9 protein-coding genes are annotated in these 16,080 nt (G+C 73.5%); 7 read left to right on the top strand and 2 right to left on the bottom strand.

What is annotated here, in order from left to right; genetic code table 11:
- Nucleotides 1-19: 19 nt before the first annotated feature.
- A complete protein-coding gene (locus OG702_RS13720) occupies nt 20-646 on the bottom strand; it encodes a hypothetical protein (protein ID WP_327289170.1) in 627 nt (208 codons plus the stop codon).
- A gap of 191 nt (nt 647-837) precedes the next feature.
- Nucleotides 838-2,109 carry a nucleotide sugar dehydrogenase gene (locus tag OG702_RS13715; RefSeq protein ID WP_327289169.1) on the bottom strand — a complete coding sequence of 424 codons (1,272 nt, stop codon included), beginning with the start codon at nt 2,107-2,109 and terminating at the stop codon, nt 838-840.
- Between the two features lie 388 nt (nt 2,110-2,497).
- Between OG702_RS13715 and OG702_RS13710 the strand changes: the two genes are divergently transcribed.
- The 7 genes from OG702_RS13710 (at nt 2,498) to OG702_RS13680 (ending at nt 15,690) form a co-directional block, all read left to right on the top strand.
- On the top strand, nt 2,498-4,204 hold the full coding sequence (locus tag OG702_RS13710; protein ID WP_327289168.1) for a glycerol-3-phosphate dehydrogenase/oxidase: 1,707 nt from the start codon (nt 2,498-2,500) through the stop codon (nt 4,202-4,204).
- 83 nt (nt 4,205-4,287) lie between these two features.
- The gene (locus OG702_RS13705; protein WP_327289167.1) at nt 4,288-5,952 is read left to right on the top strand and encodes a serine/threonine-protein kinase; all 1,665 of its coding nucleotides are present in this window, start codon (nt 4,288-4,290) and stop codon (nt 5,950-5,952) included.
- An 85-nt stretch (nt 5,953-6,037) separates the two neighbouring features.
- Nucleotides 6,038-7,894, top strand: coding sequence for a serine/threonine-protein kinase (locus tag OG702_RS13700; RefSeq protein ID WP_327289166.1), 1,857 nt, complete (start codon nt 6,038-6,040; stop codon nt 7,892-7,894).
- Between the two features lie 119 nt (nt 7,895-8,013).
- Entirely contained in the window at nt 8,014-10,029 is a 2,016-nt protein-coding gene (locus tag OG702_RS13695; RefSeq protein ID WP_327289165.1) for a protein kinase, read from the top strand.
- Between the two features lie 386 nt (nt 10,030-10,415).
- On the top strand, nt 10,416-11,978 hold the full coding sequence (locus tag OG702_RS13690) for a serine/threonine-protein kinase (protein WP_327289164.1): 1,563 nt from the start codon (nt 10,416-10,418) through the stop codon (nt 11,976-11,978).
- A 291-nt stretch (nt 11,979-12,269) separates the two neighbouring features.
- Entirely contained in the window at nt 12,270-13,889 is a 1,620-nt protein-coding gene (locus OG702_RS13685) for a succinic semialdehyde dehydrogenase (RefSeq protein WP_327289163.1), read from the top strand.
- 10 nt (nt 13,890-13,899) lie between these two features.
- On the top strand, nt 13,900-15,690 hold the full coding sequence (locus OG702_RS13680) for a GMC family oxidoreductase (protein WP_327289162.1): 1,791 nt from the start codon (nt 13,900-13,902) through the stop codon (nt 15,688-15,690).
- The last annotated feature ends 390 nt before the right edge of the window (nt 15,691-16,080 follow it).

Here is a 16,080-nt window from a genome sequence, read left to right as displayed (position 1 = left end):
GGCTTCGCGGGCCGCGGTGTCAGTTCGCCACGCGTTTGGTGATCACGAAGCCTTCCAGGCCCGCGATGGCGAAGAAGAAGAAGTCCTTGCCGTCCATCGCGTCCTTCCAGGTGTCCTGGACCAGGCTGAAGTGGTCGCTGAGGATGGTCATCACGCCCGGGGCGCCCGGCAGGTCGGTGAGCAGCAGCGCGATGCCGAAGATCTGGCCGAGGTAGACGCCGAGCAGCGCCAGCGGGACGCCGAGGAAGGGCAGCGCGGGGTTGCGGCCGCCGAGCTTGCCGAGCGCGAAGCCCACGAGGGCGCCGACGGCGAGGGCCGCGTAACCGATCTCGTGCTTGGTGCCCTTGATGAGCAGGCCGTAGATCAGCGCGGCGACGATCGCGGCGGCGATGCCGGCCACGATGCCGAGCCCCGGGTTGCCGGCCGGCGGCGCACCGATCGGCGCGGGCGGGGCGTAGGCGGCGGCGTTGAAGCCGCCGGGGGCCGCGCCCTGCGGCGGGGCGGCGTAAGGGGACGGCGGGTAGGGCTGCTGCGGGGCCGGCCCGGCCTGCGGTGCCTGGGGAGGCTGCGGTGCCTGCGGCGGCTGCTGCGCGTACGGGTTCTGGCCGCCCGGCTGCTGGGGCGGCGGTGGGTAGTCGGAGCTCATGAAGGGTCCCCCGGGGACGGAAAAGGCTGTGGGTCCGTACCGTGGGCGGCGCCGCGACGTGACGCGTGCATGCCTCTGTACGAACGGTGACGCCGAAATGTAGCAGGGGGAAGTGACAATCGGACAAGTAGATTGAGGTCGTTACACGACCCGGACGTCCGGCTGAACGAGGGCCACTCGGGGCCCTCTTGTCACAGCCGGGCGGCGGCTCCGGCCGGGGTGGCGCCGCGGGTGTCGAGCAGCAGCTGCGCCTTGACCGCCAGGCCCTGGAGGTCGTAGGTGCGGTGGTGCTGGAGCAGCAGCGTCAGGTCGGCGTCGGCGGCGGCCTCCCACAGCGAGTCGGCGCGCGGCACCGGGCGGTCCATGACCCGCCATTGGGGTACGTAGGGGTCGTGGTAGCAGAGCTGGGCGCCGAGTTCGAGCAGCCGGGTGCCGATCTCCCGTGCAGGGGCGCCCTGCTGGTCGGCGAGGTCGGCCTTGTAGGTCACGCCGAGCAGCAGGACGCGGGCGCCGCGCAGCGACTTGCCGTGCTCGTTGAGCAGCGCCGCGGCGCGCTGGACGACGTAGCGCGGCATCCGGGAGTTGACCTCCTGGGCGAGTTCCACCATCCGCAGCGGGTGGCCGGGCAGCCTGGGGTGCGCGGGCGGGGTGAAGTGCGGTGCCGCGTTGGGGTCGAGCGGGGCCGCGGGGCCGCCGACGCCGGGTCCTGGACGGAAGGCCTGGAAGCCGAAGGGCTTGGTCTCCGCGCACCGGATGACGTCCCACAGGTCGACGCCCAGGTCGTGGCAGAAGACCGCCATCTCGTTGGCGAAGGCGATGTTGACGTGCCGGTAGTTGGTCTCCAGCAGCTTGACCGCCTCGGCCTCGCGGGTGCCGCGGGCGCGGACGATGCGTTCGGTGAAGCGGCCGTAGAAGGCGGCGGCGGCCTCGGTGCAGGCGGGGGTGCAGCCGCCGACCACCTTGGGGGTGTTGGCGAGCTGGAAGGCGCGGTTGCCGGGGTCGAGGCGGCCGGGGGAGTAGGCGAGGTGGAAGTCGCGGCCGGCCCGCAGGCCGTGCGACTCCAGCAGCGGGCGCAGATAGCCCTCGGTGGTGCCCGGGTAGACGGCCGACTCCAGCACGACGGTGGTGTGCGGGCGCAGGTGCGCGGCCAGCGCGCGGGCGGCGGTGGCGACCGCGGACAGGTCCAGGGCGTGGTCCTCGCCGGGCGGGGTGGGCGCGCAGATCACCGCGGTGCGCACCCGGCCGAGCACGGCCGGGTCGGCGGTCGCACGGAAGCCGCAGGCCAGCATCCTGCGCAGGTCGGCGGCGGCCAGCGAGCCCGGCGGTACGCGCCCGGCGTTGATGTCGGCGACGGTGGCGGGGTCGGGGTCGTAGCCGATGACACCGACGCCGGCGGCGGTCGCCGCCTGGGCGAGGGGGAGTCCGGTGCTGCCGAGTCCGAGTACGGCGAGGTCTGCGGGCATGGGGGGTGTCCTCCCTGGCGACCACCACGAATGGGCTCATGCATGGCTTTAAAACAGGCTAACCAGACAAATGACTGATATGACCACACGCCGCGCCGTACTGACCGACCGGTCCGCAGGTCCGCGGCCCCGCGACCCCGCCCCGTCCGCCCCGGGACCTGGCCGGATCGCCGGGCGGATCACCGGCCCGGGGCCGCCCCTGGGCCGGCCGGGCACCGCCCCGGGACCGGCTGCCCTGGCAGCACGCCGCCACGGCGGTCACTATCGAAGGAGGGCCACCCGCCCGATCGGGGCAGATTCCCCGCGGGGCCCGTCGCAGCAGCGACCGACCACAACCGGGCAGAACCGACCGAGAGCCCGATCAGCACCGGCAGGCACGGAGGTACGGATGCGTACGACGACACTCGGACCCACGCAGCGGGCGGCAGCCCTCACCCGGATGGCGGAGAAAGAGCTGGACATCCTGGTGGTGGGCGGCGGCGTCGTCGGCGCCGGGACCGCCCTGGACGCCGCCACCCGCGGACTGTCCACCGGCCTCGTCGAGGCCCGGGACTGGGCGGTCGGCACGTCGAGCCGGTCCAGCAAGCTCATCCACGGCGGGCTGCGCTATCTGGAGATGCTGGACTTCGGCCTGGTCCGCGAGGCGCTCAAGGAGCGCGGGCTGCTGCTCGAGCGGCTCGCACCGCACCTGGTGCGCCCGGTGCCGTTCCTCTATCCGCTCCAGCACAAGGGCTGGGAGCGGGTGTACGCCGGCTCGGGCGTGGCCCTCTACGACGCGATGTCGCTGTCGTCCGGCCACGGCCGCGGGCTGCCGCTGCACCGCCACCTGAGCCGCAAGCACGCGCTGCGAATAGCCCCCGCGCTGCGCAAGGACGCGCTGGTGGGCGCCCTGCAGTACTACGACGCCCAGGTCGACGACGCGCGGCTGGTGGCGACGCTGGCGCGTACCGCCGCCTCCTACGGCGCGCACGTCGCCAACCAGGCGCGGGTGACGGAGTTCCTCCGCGAGGGCGAGCGGGTCGTCGGCGCCCGGGTGCACGACGCTGAGGCCGGCGGCGAGTACGACGTCCGGGCCAAGCAGGTGGTGAACGCGACCGGGGTGTGGACCGACGACACCCAGGCGCTGATCGCCGAGCGCGGGCAGTTCCACGTCCGCGCGTCCAAGGGCATCCACCTGGTGGTGCCGAAGGACCGGATCCACTCGACCACCGGTCTGATCCTGCGCACCGAGAAGAGCGTGCTGTTCGTCATCCCCTGGGAGCGGCACTGGATCGTCGGCACCACCGACACCGACTGGAGCCTCGACAAGGCCCACCCGGCGGCGTCGAGCGCGGACATCGACTACGTGCTCGACCACGTCAACTCGGTGCTGAACACCCCGCTGACCAGGGACGACGTCGAAGGCGTCTACGCCGGGCTGCGCCCGCTGCTGGCCGGCGAGTCGGACGCGACCAGCAAGCTGTCCCGGGAGCACACCGTGGCCCACCCGGTGCCCGGGCTCGTGGTCGTCGCCGGCGGGAAGTACACGACGTATCGGGTGATGGCCAAGGACGCGGTGGACGAGGCCGTGCACGGCCTGGACCGCCGGGTCGCCCCCTGCTGCACCGAGGACGTGCCGCTGGCCGGCGCCGAGGGCTACCAGGCGGAGTGGAACGCCCGCGCCAGGACCGCGGCGGCCAGCGGGGTGCACGTGGCGCGGATCGAGCACCTGCTCAACCGGTACGGCACGCTGACCGAGGAAGTGCTCGCGCTGATCGCCGACGACCCGACGCTGGCCGCACCGCTGACCGGCGCGGACGACTACCTGCGGGCCGAGGTCGTCTACGCGGCGGCGTACGAGGGCGCCCGCCATCTGGACGACGTGCTGGCCCGCAGGACGCGCATCTCCTTCGAGACCTTCGACCGCGGCACCCGCAGCGCCCGCGAGGTGGCGGAGCTGATGGCGCCGGTCCTCGGCTGGGACGCCAACCAGATCGACAAGGAGGTGGAGTACTACGAGAAGCGGGTCGAGGCGGAACGTGAATCGCAGCTCCAGCCCGATGATCTGACCGCGGATGCGGCCCGGTTGGGGGCGCCGGATATCGTGCCCCTGTAGACGCACGGCGTCTGGACGCGAGCGGGGAATGCCGGACGGCTCTCCGGGAACGCGTGATCGGGGGACAGACGGAGGAGCGCGACATGGTGGGACCCGCGGACGAGGGACGGTTGGTCGCGGGCCGCTACCGGTTGATGGAGCGGATCGGCCGCGGCGGCATGGGCACGGTCTGGCGGGCCGAGGACGAACTCCTCGACCGCCAGGTCGCGGTCAAGAAGCTGCACCCGCCGCAGCCGCACCTGGCCGACGAGGAGGTGGCCACGCTCTTCGAGCGCACCCGCCGCGAGGCCAGGGCCGCCGCCAGGATCAGCCACCCCAACGTCATCGTCGTCCACGACGTGGTGGACGACGCCGGCCTGCCGTCCATCGTCATGGAGTACGTCCCCTCGGTCACCCTCGGCGAACTGCTCAAGGACCGCGGCGCGCTGCCGCCCGCCGAGGCCGCCCGGATCGGCCGCGGCATGATCGCGGCGCTGCGGGCCGCGCACCGCGCCGGGGTGCTGCACCGGGACGTCAAGCCGGGCAACGTGCTGCTCGGCGAGGGCGGCCGGATCGTGCTGACCGACTTCGGCATCGCCCAGGCCTCCGGCACCTCCACCCTCACCCGGACCGGCGAGCTGATCGGCTCCATCGACTTCCTGTCGCCGGAGCGCATCCGCGGCGCCATACCCGGGCCGGAGGCCGACCTGTGGGCGCTGGGCGCCACCCTCTACCAGGCCGTCGAGGGCGAGTCGCCCTTCCGCCGCCCGACCGCGATCGAGACGGCGTACGCGATCGCCGAGGAACCGGTCGTGCCGGCGCCGAACGCCGGGGCGCTGACCCGGGTGATCGCCGGCCTGCTGGCCAAGGAGCCCGCCGAGCGGCTGTCGGCAGAAGAGGCCGAGCGATTGCTGCGGATACCGGCGGGGGAGCAGGACACCGCGCTCGTCGAGCAGGTCGGCTTCACCCAGCCGCTCCCGCACCCCGATCCGGCCGGCCGGTCCGGCGGCGGCACCCAGCCGGGCCCGCAGCACGGGCAGCACGCCCAGCACCCGCACGAGGCGCAGCACGCCCAGCACACCGCGCCCCGCGGCCGCCCCGGCCGCTGGATCGCCGCCGCGGTGGCCGTCGCCGTGGTGGCCGGCGGCGTCGCCGTCGCCGTGGACCGGGCGAACCGGTCCGACGCGGCCGGCGGTGACACCGGCGGACCGACCGCCTCCGCCACGACCGCGCCCACCACCGCCCCGCCCACCACCGCCCCGCCGACCACGGATCCGACCACCCCCACCCCCGACCCGACGACGCACGAACCGCCGCCGGTCCCCGACGGCTACCACCTCGTGCAGCAGGCCGACCACGGCTACAGCCTCCCCGTCCCCGACCACTGGACGAAGAAGGTCACCGAGGACGGTGACCAGATCAGCTACGTCGACCCCACCGACACCGTCGCCCTCAAGATCAGTTCCCTGGACTTCGCCGGACCCGACCCGTACCAGCACTGGATCGACCTGGAGCCGCAGACCAGGGACAAGGTCAAGGCCTACCACCGCGAGCGCATGGAGCGGACCACGACCGCGGACGGCCAGTCCGCGGCCCTGTGGCAGTTCACCTTCCAGGGCACGACAGCCACCTTCCGTGCCCGCGACATCGGATTCGGCAAGGAGGGTGGACGCGAGTACGCGGTCTACCTGTCCGCGCCGAAGGCCCAATGGAGCACCTACCTACCGGTGTTCGAGAACGCCGTCGCCGGATTCCGGCAGACGGACTGACGCGCGGCCGGATCCCCGCATTCGCTTCCACGTGCCCCGTTCGGGGATGATGGGGGTTCACACCGCAGGACTGCAGAGGGAACCCATGAGCGAGGACGAAGGTACCGACGGACGCGTGCTCGCCGACCGGTACCGCCTCGACGGCGTACTCGGCAAGGGCGGGATGGGTACGGTCTGGCGCGCGGTCGACGAGACCCTGGGCCGTGCCGTCGCCGTCAAGGAACTCCGCTTCCCCGGCAACGTGGACGAGGAGGAGAAGCGCCGCATGGTCACGCGCACCCTGCGCGAGGCCAAGGCGACCGCCAGGATCCGCAACACCGGCGCCATCACCGTCTACGACGTCGTCAAGGAGGACGACCGGCCGTGGATCGTGATGGAGCTGATCGAGGGCAGGTCGCTGTCCGACGCGATCCGCGAGGACGGCCCGCTGACCCCCAAACGGGCGGCCGAGGTCGGGCTGGTGGTCCTCGACGTGCTGTCCGCCGCGCACCGCGAGGGCATCCTGCACCGCGACGTCAAACCGTCCAACGTGCTGATCGCCAACAACTCCCGGATCGTGCTCGGCGACTTCGGCATCGCGCAGATCGACGGCGACCCGTCGGTCACCTCCACCGGCATGCTGGTCGGCGCGCCCTCGTACATCTCGCCGGAGCGCGCCCGCGGTCAGAAGCCCGGCCCGCCGGCCGACCTGTGGTCCCTGGGAGCGCTCCTCTTCGCCGCCGTCGAGGGCCGGCCGCCCTACGACAAGGGGTCGGCGATCGCCACCCTGACCGCGGTGATGACCGAGCCGGTCGGGCCGATGCGCAACGCCGGGCCGCTCAGCACGGTCATCACCGGGCTCCTGGCCAAGGACCCGGAGGAGCGGCTGGACGAGAGCGGCGCGCGCGCCCTGCTGCAGGGCGTCGCGAACGCCCCGGAGCGCCCGGTCGCGCCCCCGGCGCCCGCCGGTGACTCCGCGACCGCCGTGCTGCCCGTCGACCCCCAGCCCACCCCGACCGACGCGCCGCCCGCCGCCCGGCGGTCGGCCGCCGAGCAGCTCAGGGTGCGCGAGGCGCTGACGTCGGTGCGCAAGGCCGCGGCGAAGTCCAGGACCGCCGCGAGACCCGCGGCGGCCAGGCCCGCACCGGAACCCGGCGTGCCGTCCGACGCCCCGCCGCCCGCCCGCGCCTCGATCACCGACGTCGTGCCGCGCCGCACCCTGATCATCGCGGCGGTCGCCGTGGTGCTTGCGCTGCTCGGCACGGTGATAGGCGTCGCGATCGCCAACTCCGGTGGCGGGGGCGGCGACTCCAAGAACGGTGGCGCGTCACCCGCGCCGACGCAGCAGAGTGGTGGCGCTCACAAGCCGTCCGCCACACCGAGTGCGAGCAGCACCGGCCCCACGGGCACCGCCACCGGGACCGCGACCGCCACCGGCGGCTCCGGCGACGGCGCGGCGGACGACTCCGACGGCCAGGACACCACGAAGCCCGACACCGGCGCCACCGCCGTACCCGCCGGATTCAAGCGGGTCCCGGCCAACGGCGGCGCCAGCGTGGCGATCCCGGACACCTGGAAGCGGCTCCCGGACAGGACGGACTACCGGTCGGGCACGTATTTCAGCGGCCCCGACGGCGGCCGGCTGATGGTCGACTGGACGCCCAAACCTGGGAAGAGCGCGGTCGGCAACTGGCGGTCCCACGCCAAGTCGGTCGGCCCCAACCTCCAGGACTACCAGCAGCTCAGCATCGAGACCGTGGACTATCGCACGTACGACGCCGCTGACTGGGACTACAAGTACACGTCGGGGGGTAAGCAACTGCGTGTCCAGAACCGCGGCATGGTGACGGACGCTCACCACGGCTATGCGCTGTTGTTCACCTTCCCCGCCGACGCGTGGGACAGCGACGCGAACGGGCACATCCGTGAGGTCGTCTTCGCCACGTTCGAACCGGCCAAGTGAACAGGCCGAGTGAACGGGCCGCAGCACGTATCGTGAAGGGGTAGGGACTGTACGCATCCGGAACCGCCCGGACGTGACCGGTCCGCACCGAAGTCCGACCGGGCCAGGGAGGGGGCACCGTGGACGAATACGCAGGGCGGGTGCTCGCCGACCGCTACCGGCTGCCCAGGCCGCCCGCCGACGAGTACGAACTCGTGGAGACGCGCGCCTTCGACACCTACAGCGGCCAGGAAGTCCTGGTCCGCCAGGTGCTGTTGCCCGAGGTGGTGGCCGCGGAGTCCGCCGACGGCGGCCCCGACGGCATGGACGAGAGCTCCCGCCGCGCCCTGGAGGCGGCCCGCGCCGCCGCCGCGATACCCGACCACCCGCGGCTGGTGCAGGTCTTCGACATCTTCGTCGAGGACGGCAGCCTGTGGATCGCGAGCGAACTGGTGTCCGGTCGCCCGCTCGCCGCGTTACTGGCCGAGCGCCCCATCGACGCCTACCGCGCCGCCGAGGTCGCCTCCGACGTCCTCACCGCGCTGCGCGCGCTGCACGCCAACGGCTGGACCCACCGCAACGTGACCGCCGGCACCGTACTGGTCTGCGACGACGGCCGCGCCATGCTCGGCGGCCTCGCGGCCGGTGCCGCGCAGGAAGCCCTGTGCGGCTACGACCCGCTGCCCGAGCAGGTCCCGGCCATGAGCGGCAGCGGCGAGGCCGCGGAGGCCGCGGCGGAGGGGACCACCAGGGACCCGGCCGCCTGGCACGGCCCGCGCTCCGCGCTCGAACAGGAACGGGCCCGGCAGAACCGCATCACCGTGGTCGGCGCCGTCACCGAGCGCTGGGCTCCCGAACAGGCCCACCCCGTCCACGAGAACTGGCAGCTGTCCCCGCCCGTCGGCCCGCCCGCCGACCTCTGGGCGCTGGGCTCGCTGCTCTTCCGCAGCGTCCAGGGCCACCCGCCCTACCCCGAGGAGAACGCCGCCGAGCTGGTGCAGCTGGTGTGCGCCGAGCCGCCGGCCTTCGCCGAGGAGTGCGGGCCGCTGCGCCCGGTCGTCGAGTCGCTGCTGCGGCCCGACCCCGAGGAGCGGCCGGAGGCCGAGGAGCTGGGCGGCTGGCTGCGCTCGCTGATCCGCTCCGCGCCCGAGCCGGAGATCGGCGCCCACACCGTCCAGGTGCCCACCGACCCGGCCAAACTCCCGGTCAAGCGCCGCAAGGGCGAGCTGGTCAGGCGCCGGCGCCGGGAGGCGTCCGACCCCACCGGCCTCCAGCACCGCAGGCACGCCCGCGGCAAGCAGGCCAAGGTCACCAAGGCCAAGCGGGAACGGGTCAGGCGCAGCGAGGTCCAGCAGGAGCACTTCCACCAGGAGCAGGTGGTCTCCTCCCGCCGCCCGGCCGGCGACGGCACCGCCGCCTCACCGCGCCGGCTCGGCGCCCGTCTGCTTGTCCTGGTCCTGGCGGTGCTCGTCGCGCTGGTGGTCTTCGTGGTCCTGCTGCTGCCGCACCGCGACGACACCACGGACGGCGCCGGCGGGGACCGTACGGTACCGGCCGAGATGCCGGGCTCCGGGGACGGCAAGAAGACCGACTCGCCCTCACCGTCGTCCACGGCGGCGCCCAGGCACAGCGCCACGAAGCCGCCGCCCGCCAAGCCGTCCACCCACCCGGCCACCACCGTGCCCCCGGCCGCCCCGCCGCCCGACCTCGGCACGGACTTCGCGCTGCGCACCGACCCGGCCGGCTTCACCGTCGCCGTCCACACGGGCTGGCAGCGCAGCGGCAAGAACGGCAAGGACCAGGTGCGTTACACCGGCAGCGACCTGACGATGACGGTCGTGCCCGGCCGTGACAAGGCGTCGGGCGACACGGACGACCCGCTGGCCTACCAGCTGGTCGAGCCCGAACTCGCGGAGTTCCGCGCCTCGTCGTGGTCCTCGGCGGCCGGCCTCCAGGCCGTCACCGTCCACGGCCACGAGGCTGCCGAAGGCGAATACACCTGGCGTGACGCCAACCAGCAGTCCGTGTACGGCCGCAACCTGGCGATCCAGATCGCCGGCCGCTACCACGTGATCCTCATCTACGGCCCCGACTCCCAAAGGGCCGCTGTGCAGCGGGCGTTCGACAAGGTCGTCGAAACCTACGCGATGTCCTGACCGGAGGTTCCCCGGGGCCCCTGGGTGGTTGCCACTTGCGGTGGCCTTCGCACTTGCGGTGCGCTGTGGCTTGTCGCGCAGTTCCCCGCGCCCCTGAAAACGCCCACCCTCCGCGCAGAGGGCAAGCTCCCCAGGGGCGCGGGGAACTGCGCGCTCAGCCCGCGCGGTGGGAGAGCAGCGCAGCCACCGCAAGTGGCACCCCCCGAGGGGCGCGAGGAACTGCGCGCGCAACCACGACGGTGGGAAAGACGCGCTGCCACCACAAGTGGCAACCCCTCAGGCGCGCGCGGCACGCGCTGGGTGCAGGCGAGGGGCCACCGCGAGTGGCACTGGCCCCAGGGGCACGAGCCACCCCCCGGAGGGAATTGGTGCGGCATGATGGGGGTATGGCGAGTGACGGGGGTCGGAGCGCCGCGGCACCGCGGGATGTGGTCGCCGGGCGGTATCGGCTCACCGCCCGGGTGGGCCGCGGCGGCATGGGCACCGTCTGGGCGGCGACAGACGAACTGCTCCACCGCCAGGTGGCCGTCAAGGAGTTGCACCCGGAGTCCGGCCGCCAGCACGACCGCGCGCTGCGGGAAGCCCGCAGCGTCGCCCGTATCCGCCACCCCCACGTCGTCGTCGTGCACGACGTCGTGGAGGAGGACGGCCGCCCGTGGATCGTGATGGAGCTGGTCGACGGCCGCTCCCTGGCCGATGTCCTGCGCGAGGACGGCCCGTTGGCGCCGCGCGAGGCCGCCAGGGTCTGCGCGGCGGTCGCGGGCGCGCTGCTCGCCGCGCACACGCACGGCATCCAGCACCGCGACGTCAAGCCCGCGAACGTCCTGATCGACCGGAGCAGCGGCCGCGTCGTCCTCACCGACTTCGGTATCGCCCGCATCCCGGGCAGCGCCACGATCAGCGAGACCGGCTCCTTCGTCGGCTCGCCCGAATACACCGCCCCCGAACGCATGTCGGGCCACGCGACGGGCCCGGAGTCCGACCTGTGGTCGCTGGGCGCGCTGCTGTGCGCGGCCGTCGACGGTCACTCGCCCTTCCAGCGGGAGTCGATCGGCGAGATCGTGCACGCCGTCGCGATCGCCGACATCACGCCGCCGGCCACGGTCGGCCCGCTGCTGCCGGTCGTCCGGGCCCTGCTGGACCGGGACCCGGCCCGCCGGATGGCCGCCGCCGAGGTGCAGACCGTCCTGGTCGCGTACGCGGAGACCGGCGTCGAGCCGCCGACACCCGACGCGCCCACGCCGGAGTTGCCGGCGCCGGAGCCGGCCGCCCTGCCGAGGCCGCGCGGGCGGCGGCGCCGGCTGCTGGGCGGGCTGGCGGCCGCGCTCCTTATCGCGGTCGTCGCGGGCGGCACCGCGGCGCTCGTGGTCACCCGGGGCGAGGGCAGCAGTGCGGCCGCGCCGCCGCCGACCGTGGCGCCGACGGCCCCCACGACGGCTCCTGCGCCCACCACCGCTGCGCCGACCACGACGGCTCCGGCGCCCACCACCGCGGCGGTGCCGGCCGGCTTCCGTACCGTCACCGACAAGCGCGGCTTCTCCGTCGCGCTCCCGGCGGGGTACGTGCGGCAGGAGATGGACCCGAGGGTCTACTACTGGTCGCCCGACCACAGCTTCCGCTTCGGCGAACGGGTCCAGGACCCCGACGCCGGCGACCCGTACGCCGTCATGCACGCGCAGGACGTCGCCGCGCGCCTCCCGAACGGGCCCTACGCCGGTTACCGTGACGGCGTCATCACCCGGACCACCCAGCACGGCCAGGAGGCCGCGCTCTGGGAGTTCACCTACGACGGCTTCGCGGGTGTCCCCGGCGCCCGCCGCACGTTCGACCTGTGCTGGATGCAGGGTGGGCGGATGTACGACGTGTGGGTGTCCGGGCCGGTGACTCGGGTCGAGCAGACGCGAGCCATGTTCGACACGGCCCGCGCCACCTTCACCCCACCCGGGTGACCCCCCGAGCCCTGCCCCGCCCGGCCCCCGCGCGCCCCGGGGGGTTGCCACTTGCGGTGGCGCTCACCCCCCGCCGGGGCGTCGGTGCGAGCGCCACCGCAAGTGGCAGCCCCCGCCGGGCGCCCGGCGCGGACGGCACCGCGTGGGGCCTCGGGGCTACCCAGGGTTACCCCCGGGCTGGCCTGGGGCGGGGGAAGTGTGCCAGTGGGCGGTGGCGGGATGGGTGGGCCGGGGGAGAAAAGGATTACTCATGGGTAGCCACGCAGTGCCCGGCGTCGTACCGTCAACCGCATGACGGATTCCCCGCAGCTGGCAGAAGCGACCGCACCCCCGGACGGGAACCCGGCGGCGCCGGGTGGCGCGCGCGGGCCCGGGGACGTCGTCACGCCGGAACTGCTCGCGCGGCTGACGCGCGGGCTGCCGGGGGAGACCAGGACCGTGAGCCACACGCCGCTCACCGGCGAGCGGCTCGCCGAGTTCCCCGAGGCCTCGCCCGAGGACGTCGTGGAAGCGTTCCGCCGGGCCCGTGCGGCCCAGGCCGGATGGGCGAGGACCCCGGTCCGCAAGCGCGCCGCGGTGCTGCTGAGGTTCCACGACCTGGTCCTGGAGCGCCAGGGCGAGGTCCTCGACCTCATCCAGGTCGAGACGGGCAAGGCCCGCCTGCACGCCCACGAGGAGGTGCAGGTCGTCGCGATGGCGGCCAGGCACTACGGGCGCAAGGCGCCGTCGTATCTGGGCCCGAAACGCCACCTGGGCGCGATCCCGGCGCTCACCCGTACCGTCGAACTGCGACAGCCCCGCGGGGTGGTGGGGCAGATCGCCCCGTGGAACTACCCCTTCGAGCTGTCGGTGGGCGACGCGCTGCCCGCCCTGGTGGCGGGCAACGCGCTGGTGACGAAGCCGGACACCGAGACCGCGCTGACCGCCCTGTGGGCGCGGGAGCGGCTGATCGAGGCGGGGCTGCCGGAGGGCGTGTGGCAGATCGTGATCGGGGACGGGCCGGTCGTGGGGCCCGCGGTGGTCGACCACGCCGACTACGTGTCCTTCACCGGCTCGACCCGCACCGGCCGCGAGGTGGCGCAGCGCGCCGCCGCCCGGCTGGTCGGGGCGAGTCTGGAGCTGGGCGGCAAGAACGCGCTGCTGGTGCTGCGCGACGCCGACCTGGACAAGGCGGCGGACGGCGCGGTCCGGGCGTGCTTCGCCTCGGCGGGCCAACTGTGCATCTCCATCGAGCGGTTGCTCGTGGACGAGTCGGTCGCCGACGCCTTCCTGGCGAAATTCGCCGAGAAGACCAGGGCGTTGCGGCTCGGCACCGGGCTGGCGTACGGCGCCGGGATGGGATCGCTGGTGGGCCGACGGCAGTTGGACGTGGTGACCCGGCATGTGGACGAGGCGCGGGAGAAGGGCGCCAGGGTGCTGGCCGGCGGGCGCGCGCGGCCGGACATCGGGCCGTACGTCTATGAGCCGACCATCCTGGACGGCGTCGAGGCCCCGATGGCGGTGTGCACCGAGGAGACCTTCGGCCCCGTCGTCTCCGTCTACCGCTTCCGGGACGAGGACGAGGCGGTGGAGCGCGCCAACTCCACCGACTACGGCCTCAATTCCAGCGTGTGGACCAGGGACGCCCGGCGCGGCGTCCGGATCGCGGCCCGGCTGCGTTCCGGCACGGTGAACGTCAACGAGGCCTACGCCGCCGCGTACGGCAGCATCCGCGCCCCGATGGGCGGCATGAAGGACTCGGGGCTCGGCCGCAGGCACGGGTCCGAGGGGATCCTGAAGTACACCGAGGCGCAGACCGTCGCCACCCAGCGGCTGCTGCCGATGGCGCCCTCCCTGGGCATGGACGACGAGACGTACGCGGCCTTCCTGAGCCGTTCGCTGCGGCTGATGAAGACGCTCCGGATGCGCTGAGGAGGCGCTTGTGGCAGAGGAAGACGACTACGACGTCGTCGTCATCGGCTCCGGCTTCGGCGGCGCCGTCTCGGCGCTGCGGCTGACCGAGAAGGGCTACCGGGTCGGCGTGCTGGAGGCGGGCCGCCGCTTCGCCCGCGACGAACTGCCCAGGAACTCCTGGGACTTCCGCAACTACCTGTGGGCGCCCGCCCTGGGCCTCTACGGCATCCAGCGCATCCACGTCCTGGGCAACGTGCTGGTGCTGGCCGGCGCCGGGGTGGGCGGCGGCTCGCTGAACTACGCCAACACCCTCTACGTGCCGCCCGCCGCCTTCTTCCAGGACCGGCAGTGGGGCCACATCACCGACTGGCAGCAGGAGTTGGCGCCGTACTACGACCAGGCGCAGCGGATGCTCGGCGTACGGCTCAACCCCACGGTGACGCCCTCGGACGTGCATCTGCGGGCCGCCGCCGAGGAGATGGGCGTCGGCGACACCTTCCACCTGGCGCCGGTCGGTGTCTTCTTCGGCGACGGCAAGGACGCGGACGGCGAGGCGAAGGCCGCGCCCGGCACCGAGGTCCCCGACCCGTACTTCGGCGGCGCGGGGCCGGCGAGGACGGCCTGCACCGAGTGCGGGGAGTGCATGACCGGCTGCCGGCACGGCGCCAAGAACACCCTCAACGAGAACTACCTGCACCTCGCCCAGCAGGCCGGCGCGGTGGTTCACCCGATGACCACCGCCGTGGGGCTGACCGAGGACCCGGAGGGGGGCTACCGCGTCACGACCGTGCCCACCGACCGCCGCAGGAAGGGGGAGCGGCAGGTGCTGCGGGCCCGCCAGGTGGTGCTCGCGGCGGGTACGTACGGCACCCAGACGCTGCTGCACGCGATGCGGGACGCGGGCCTGCTGCCCGGGATCTCGGCCCGGCTCGGCGAGCTGACCCGGACCAACTCCGAGGCGCTGGTCGGCGCCCAGACCACGCCGGGCCGCTACCGCAGGAAGCACCCGGACCGGCCGCTGGACTTCACCCGGGGCGTCGCGATCACCTCGTCGGTGCACCCCAACGACCACACCCACATCGAGCCGGTCCGCTACGGCCGCGGGTCCAACTCGATGGGCTCGCTGTCGCTGCTCGCGGCGCCCTACCGGGGCAGGGTGCCGCGCTGGCTGGAATTCCTCGGCAACAACGTCAAGCACCCGGTGGTGGCTCTCCGCTCGCTGTCGAATTACCACTGGTCGGAGCGGACGATCATCGGCCTGGTCATGCAGACCAGCGACAACTCGCTGGCCACCTACCGCAAGGCCAAAGGCCTGGGCAAGGGCCTGCTGACCGCGCGGCAGGGCCACGGCGAGCCCAACCCGGTGCACATTCCCGAGGGCGCGCGGGCGGCCCGGCTGATCGCCGAGCAGATCAACGGCTTCGCCGGCAGCAACATCGGCGAGGCCACCCAGCGCCCGATGACCGCGCACTTCCTGGGCGGCTGCCCGATCGGCGAGGACGCCGGGCACGGCGTGATCGATCCGTACCACCGGCTCTTCGGGCACCCGGGCATCCACGTGGTGGACGGTGCGGCCGTCTCGGCGAATCCCGGTGTCAATCCGTCCCTGACCATCACCGCCCAGGCGGAGCGGGCGATGGCGCTGTGGCCGAACAAGGGCGAGGCGGACCCGCGGCCCGCACCGGGCGGGGCTTACCGCAGGATCGCCGCCGTCAGGCCGGCCGCCCCGGTGGTGCCGGAGGACGCCTTCGGCGGTCTGCGGCTGCCGTTGCTGCCGGTTCCGGCAGTGCCGCCGACGCGGACCGTGCCTGACAATTAGCTCTGAACAAGCTGTAATGTGTGCGTCGCGGTTCGTTCTTCGCAGAGCGGCCGGTTCCGGGCGTCCCCGGCACCGACCGCCTCTTTTTCAGTCGTGACCGGGCTGCTGTCCCCTGCCGTCCGGTCACTTGCACCGCTGCGAGGTCCCACGGCGGGCGCATCGCTGCGGCCCGCCTCATCGCATCGGTCACACCCCGCCCAGCTGCGTCTGGGCGGTGTCCATTTCCACGCGTGGTGTTGGCTACCGCCCCTGGCTGGCACGGACACCACCTCCAACGAAGGGGTCGCGGGCCGGTCACGTGCCGTTTGGGTGATCCCCCTCGAAAGGGTTGGCGTCATGGCGGTGGGCGCGGCGACGGTAGAATCGGAGGACCGACCCCATCGCAGCAAC

The sequence above is a fragment of the Streptomyces sp. NBC_01198 genome (assembly GCF_036010485.1).
Classification (GTDB): domain Bacteria; phylum Actinomycetota; class Actinomycetes; order Streptomycetales; family Streptomycetaceae; genus Actinacidiphila.
This window is presented reverse-complemented; position numbering and strand designations above follow the sequence as displayed.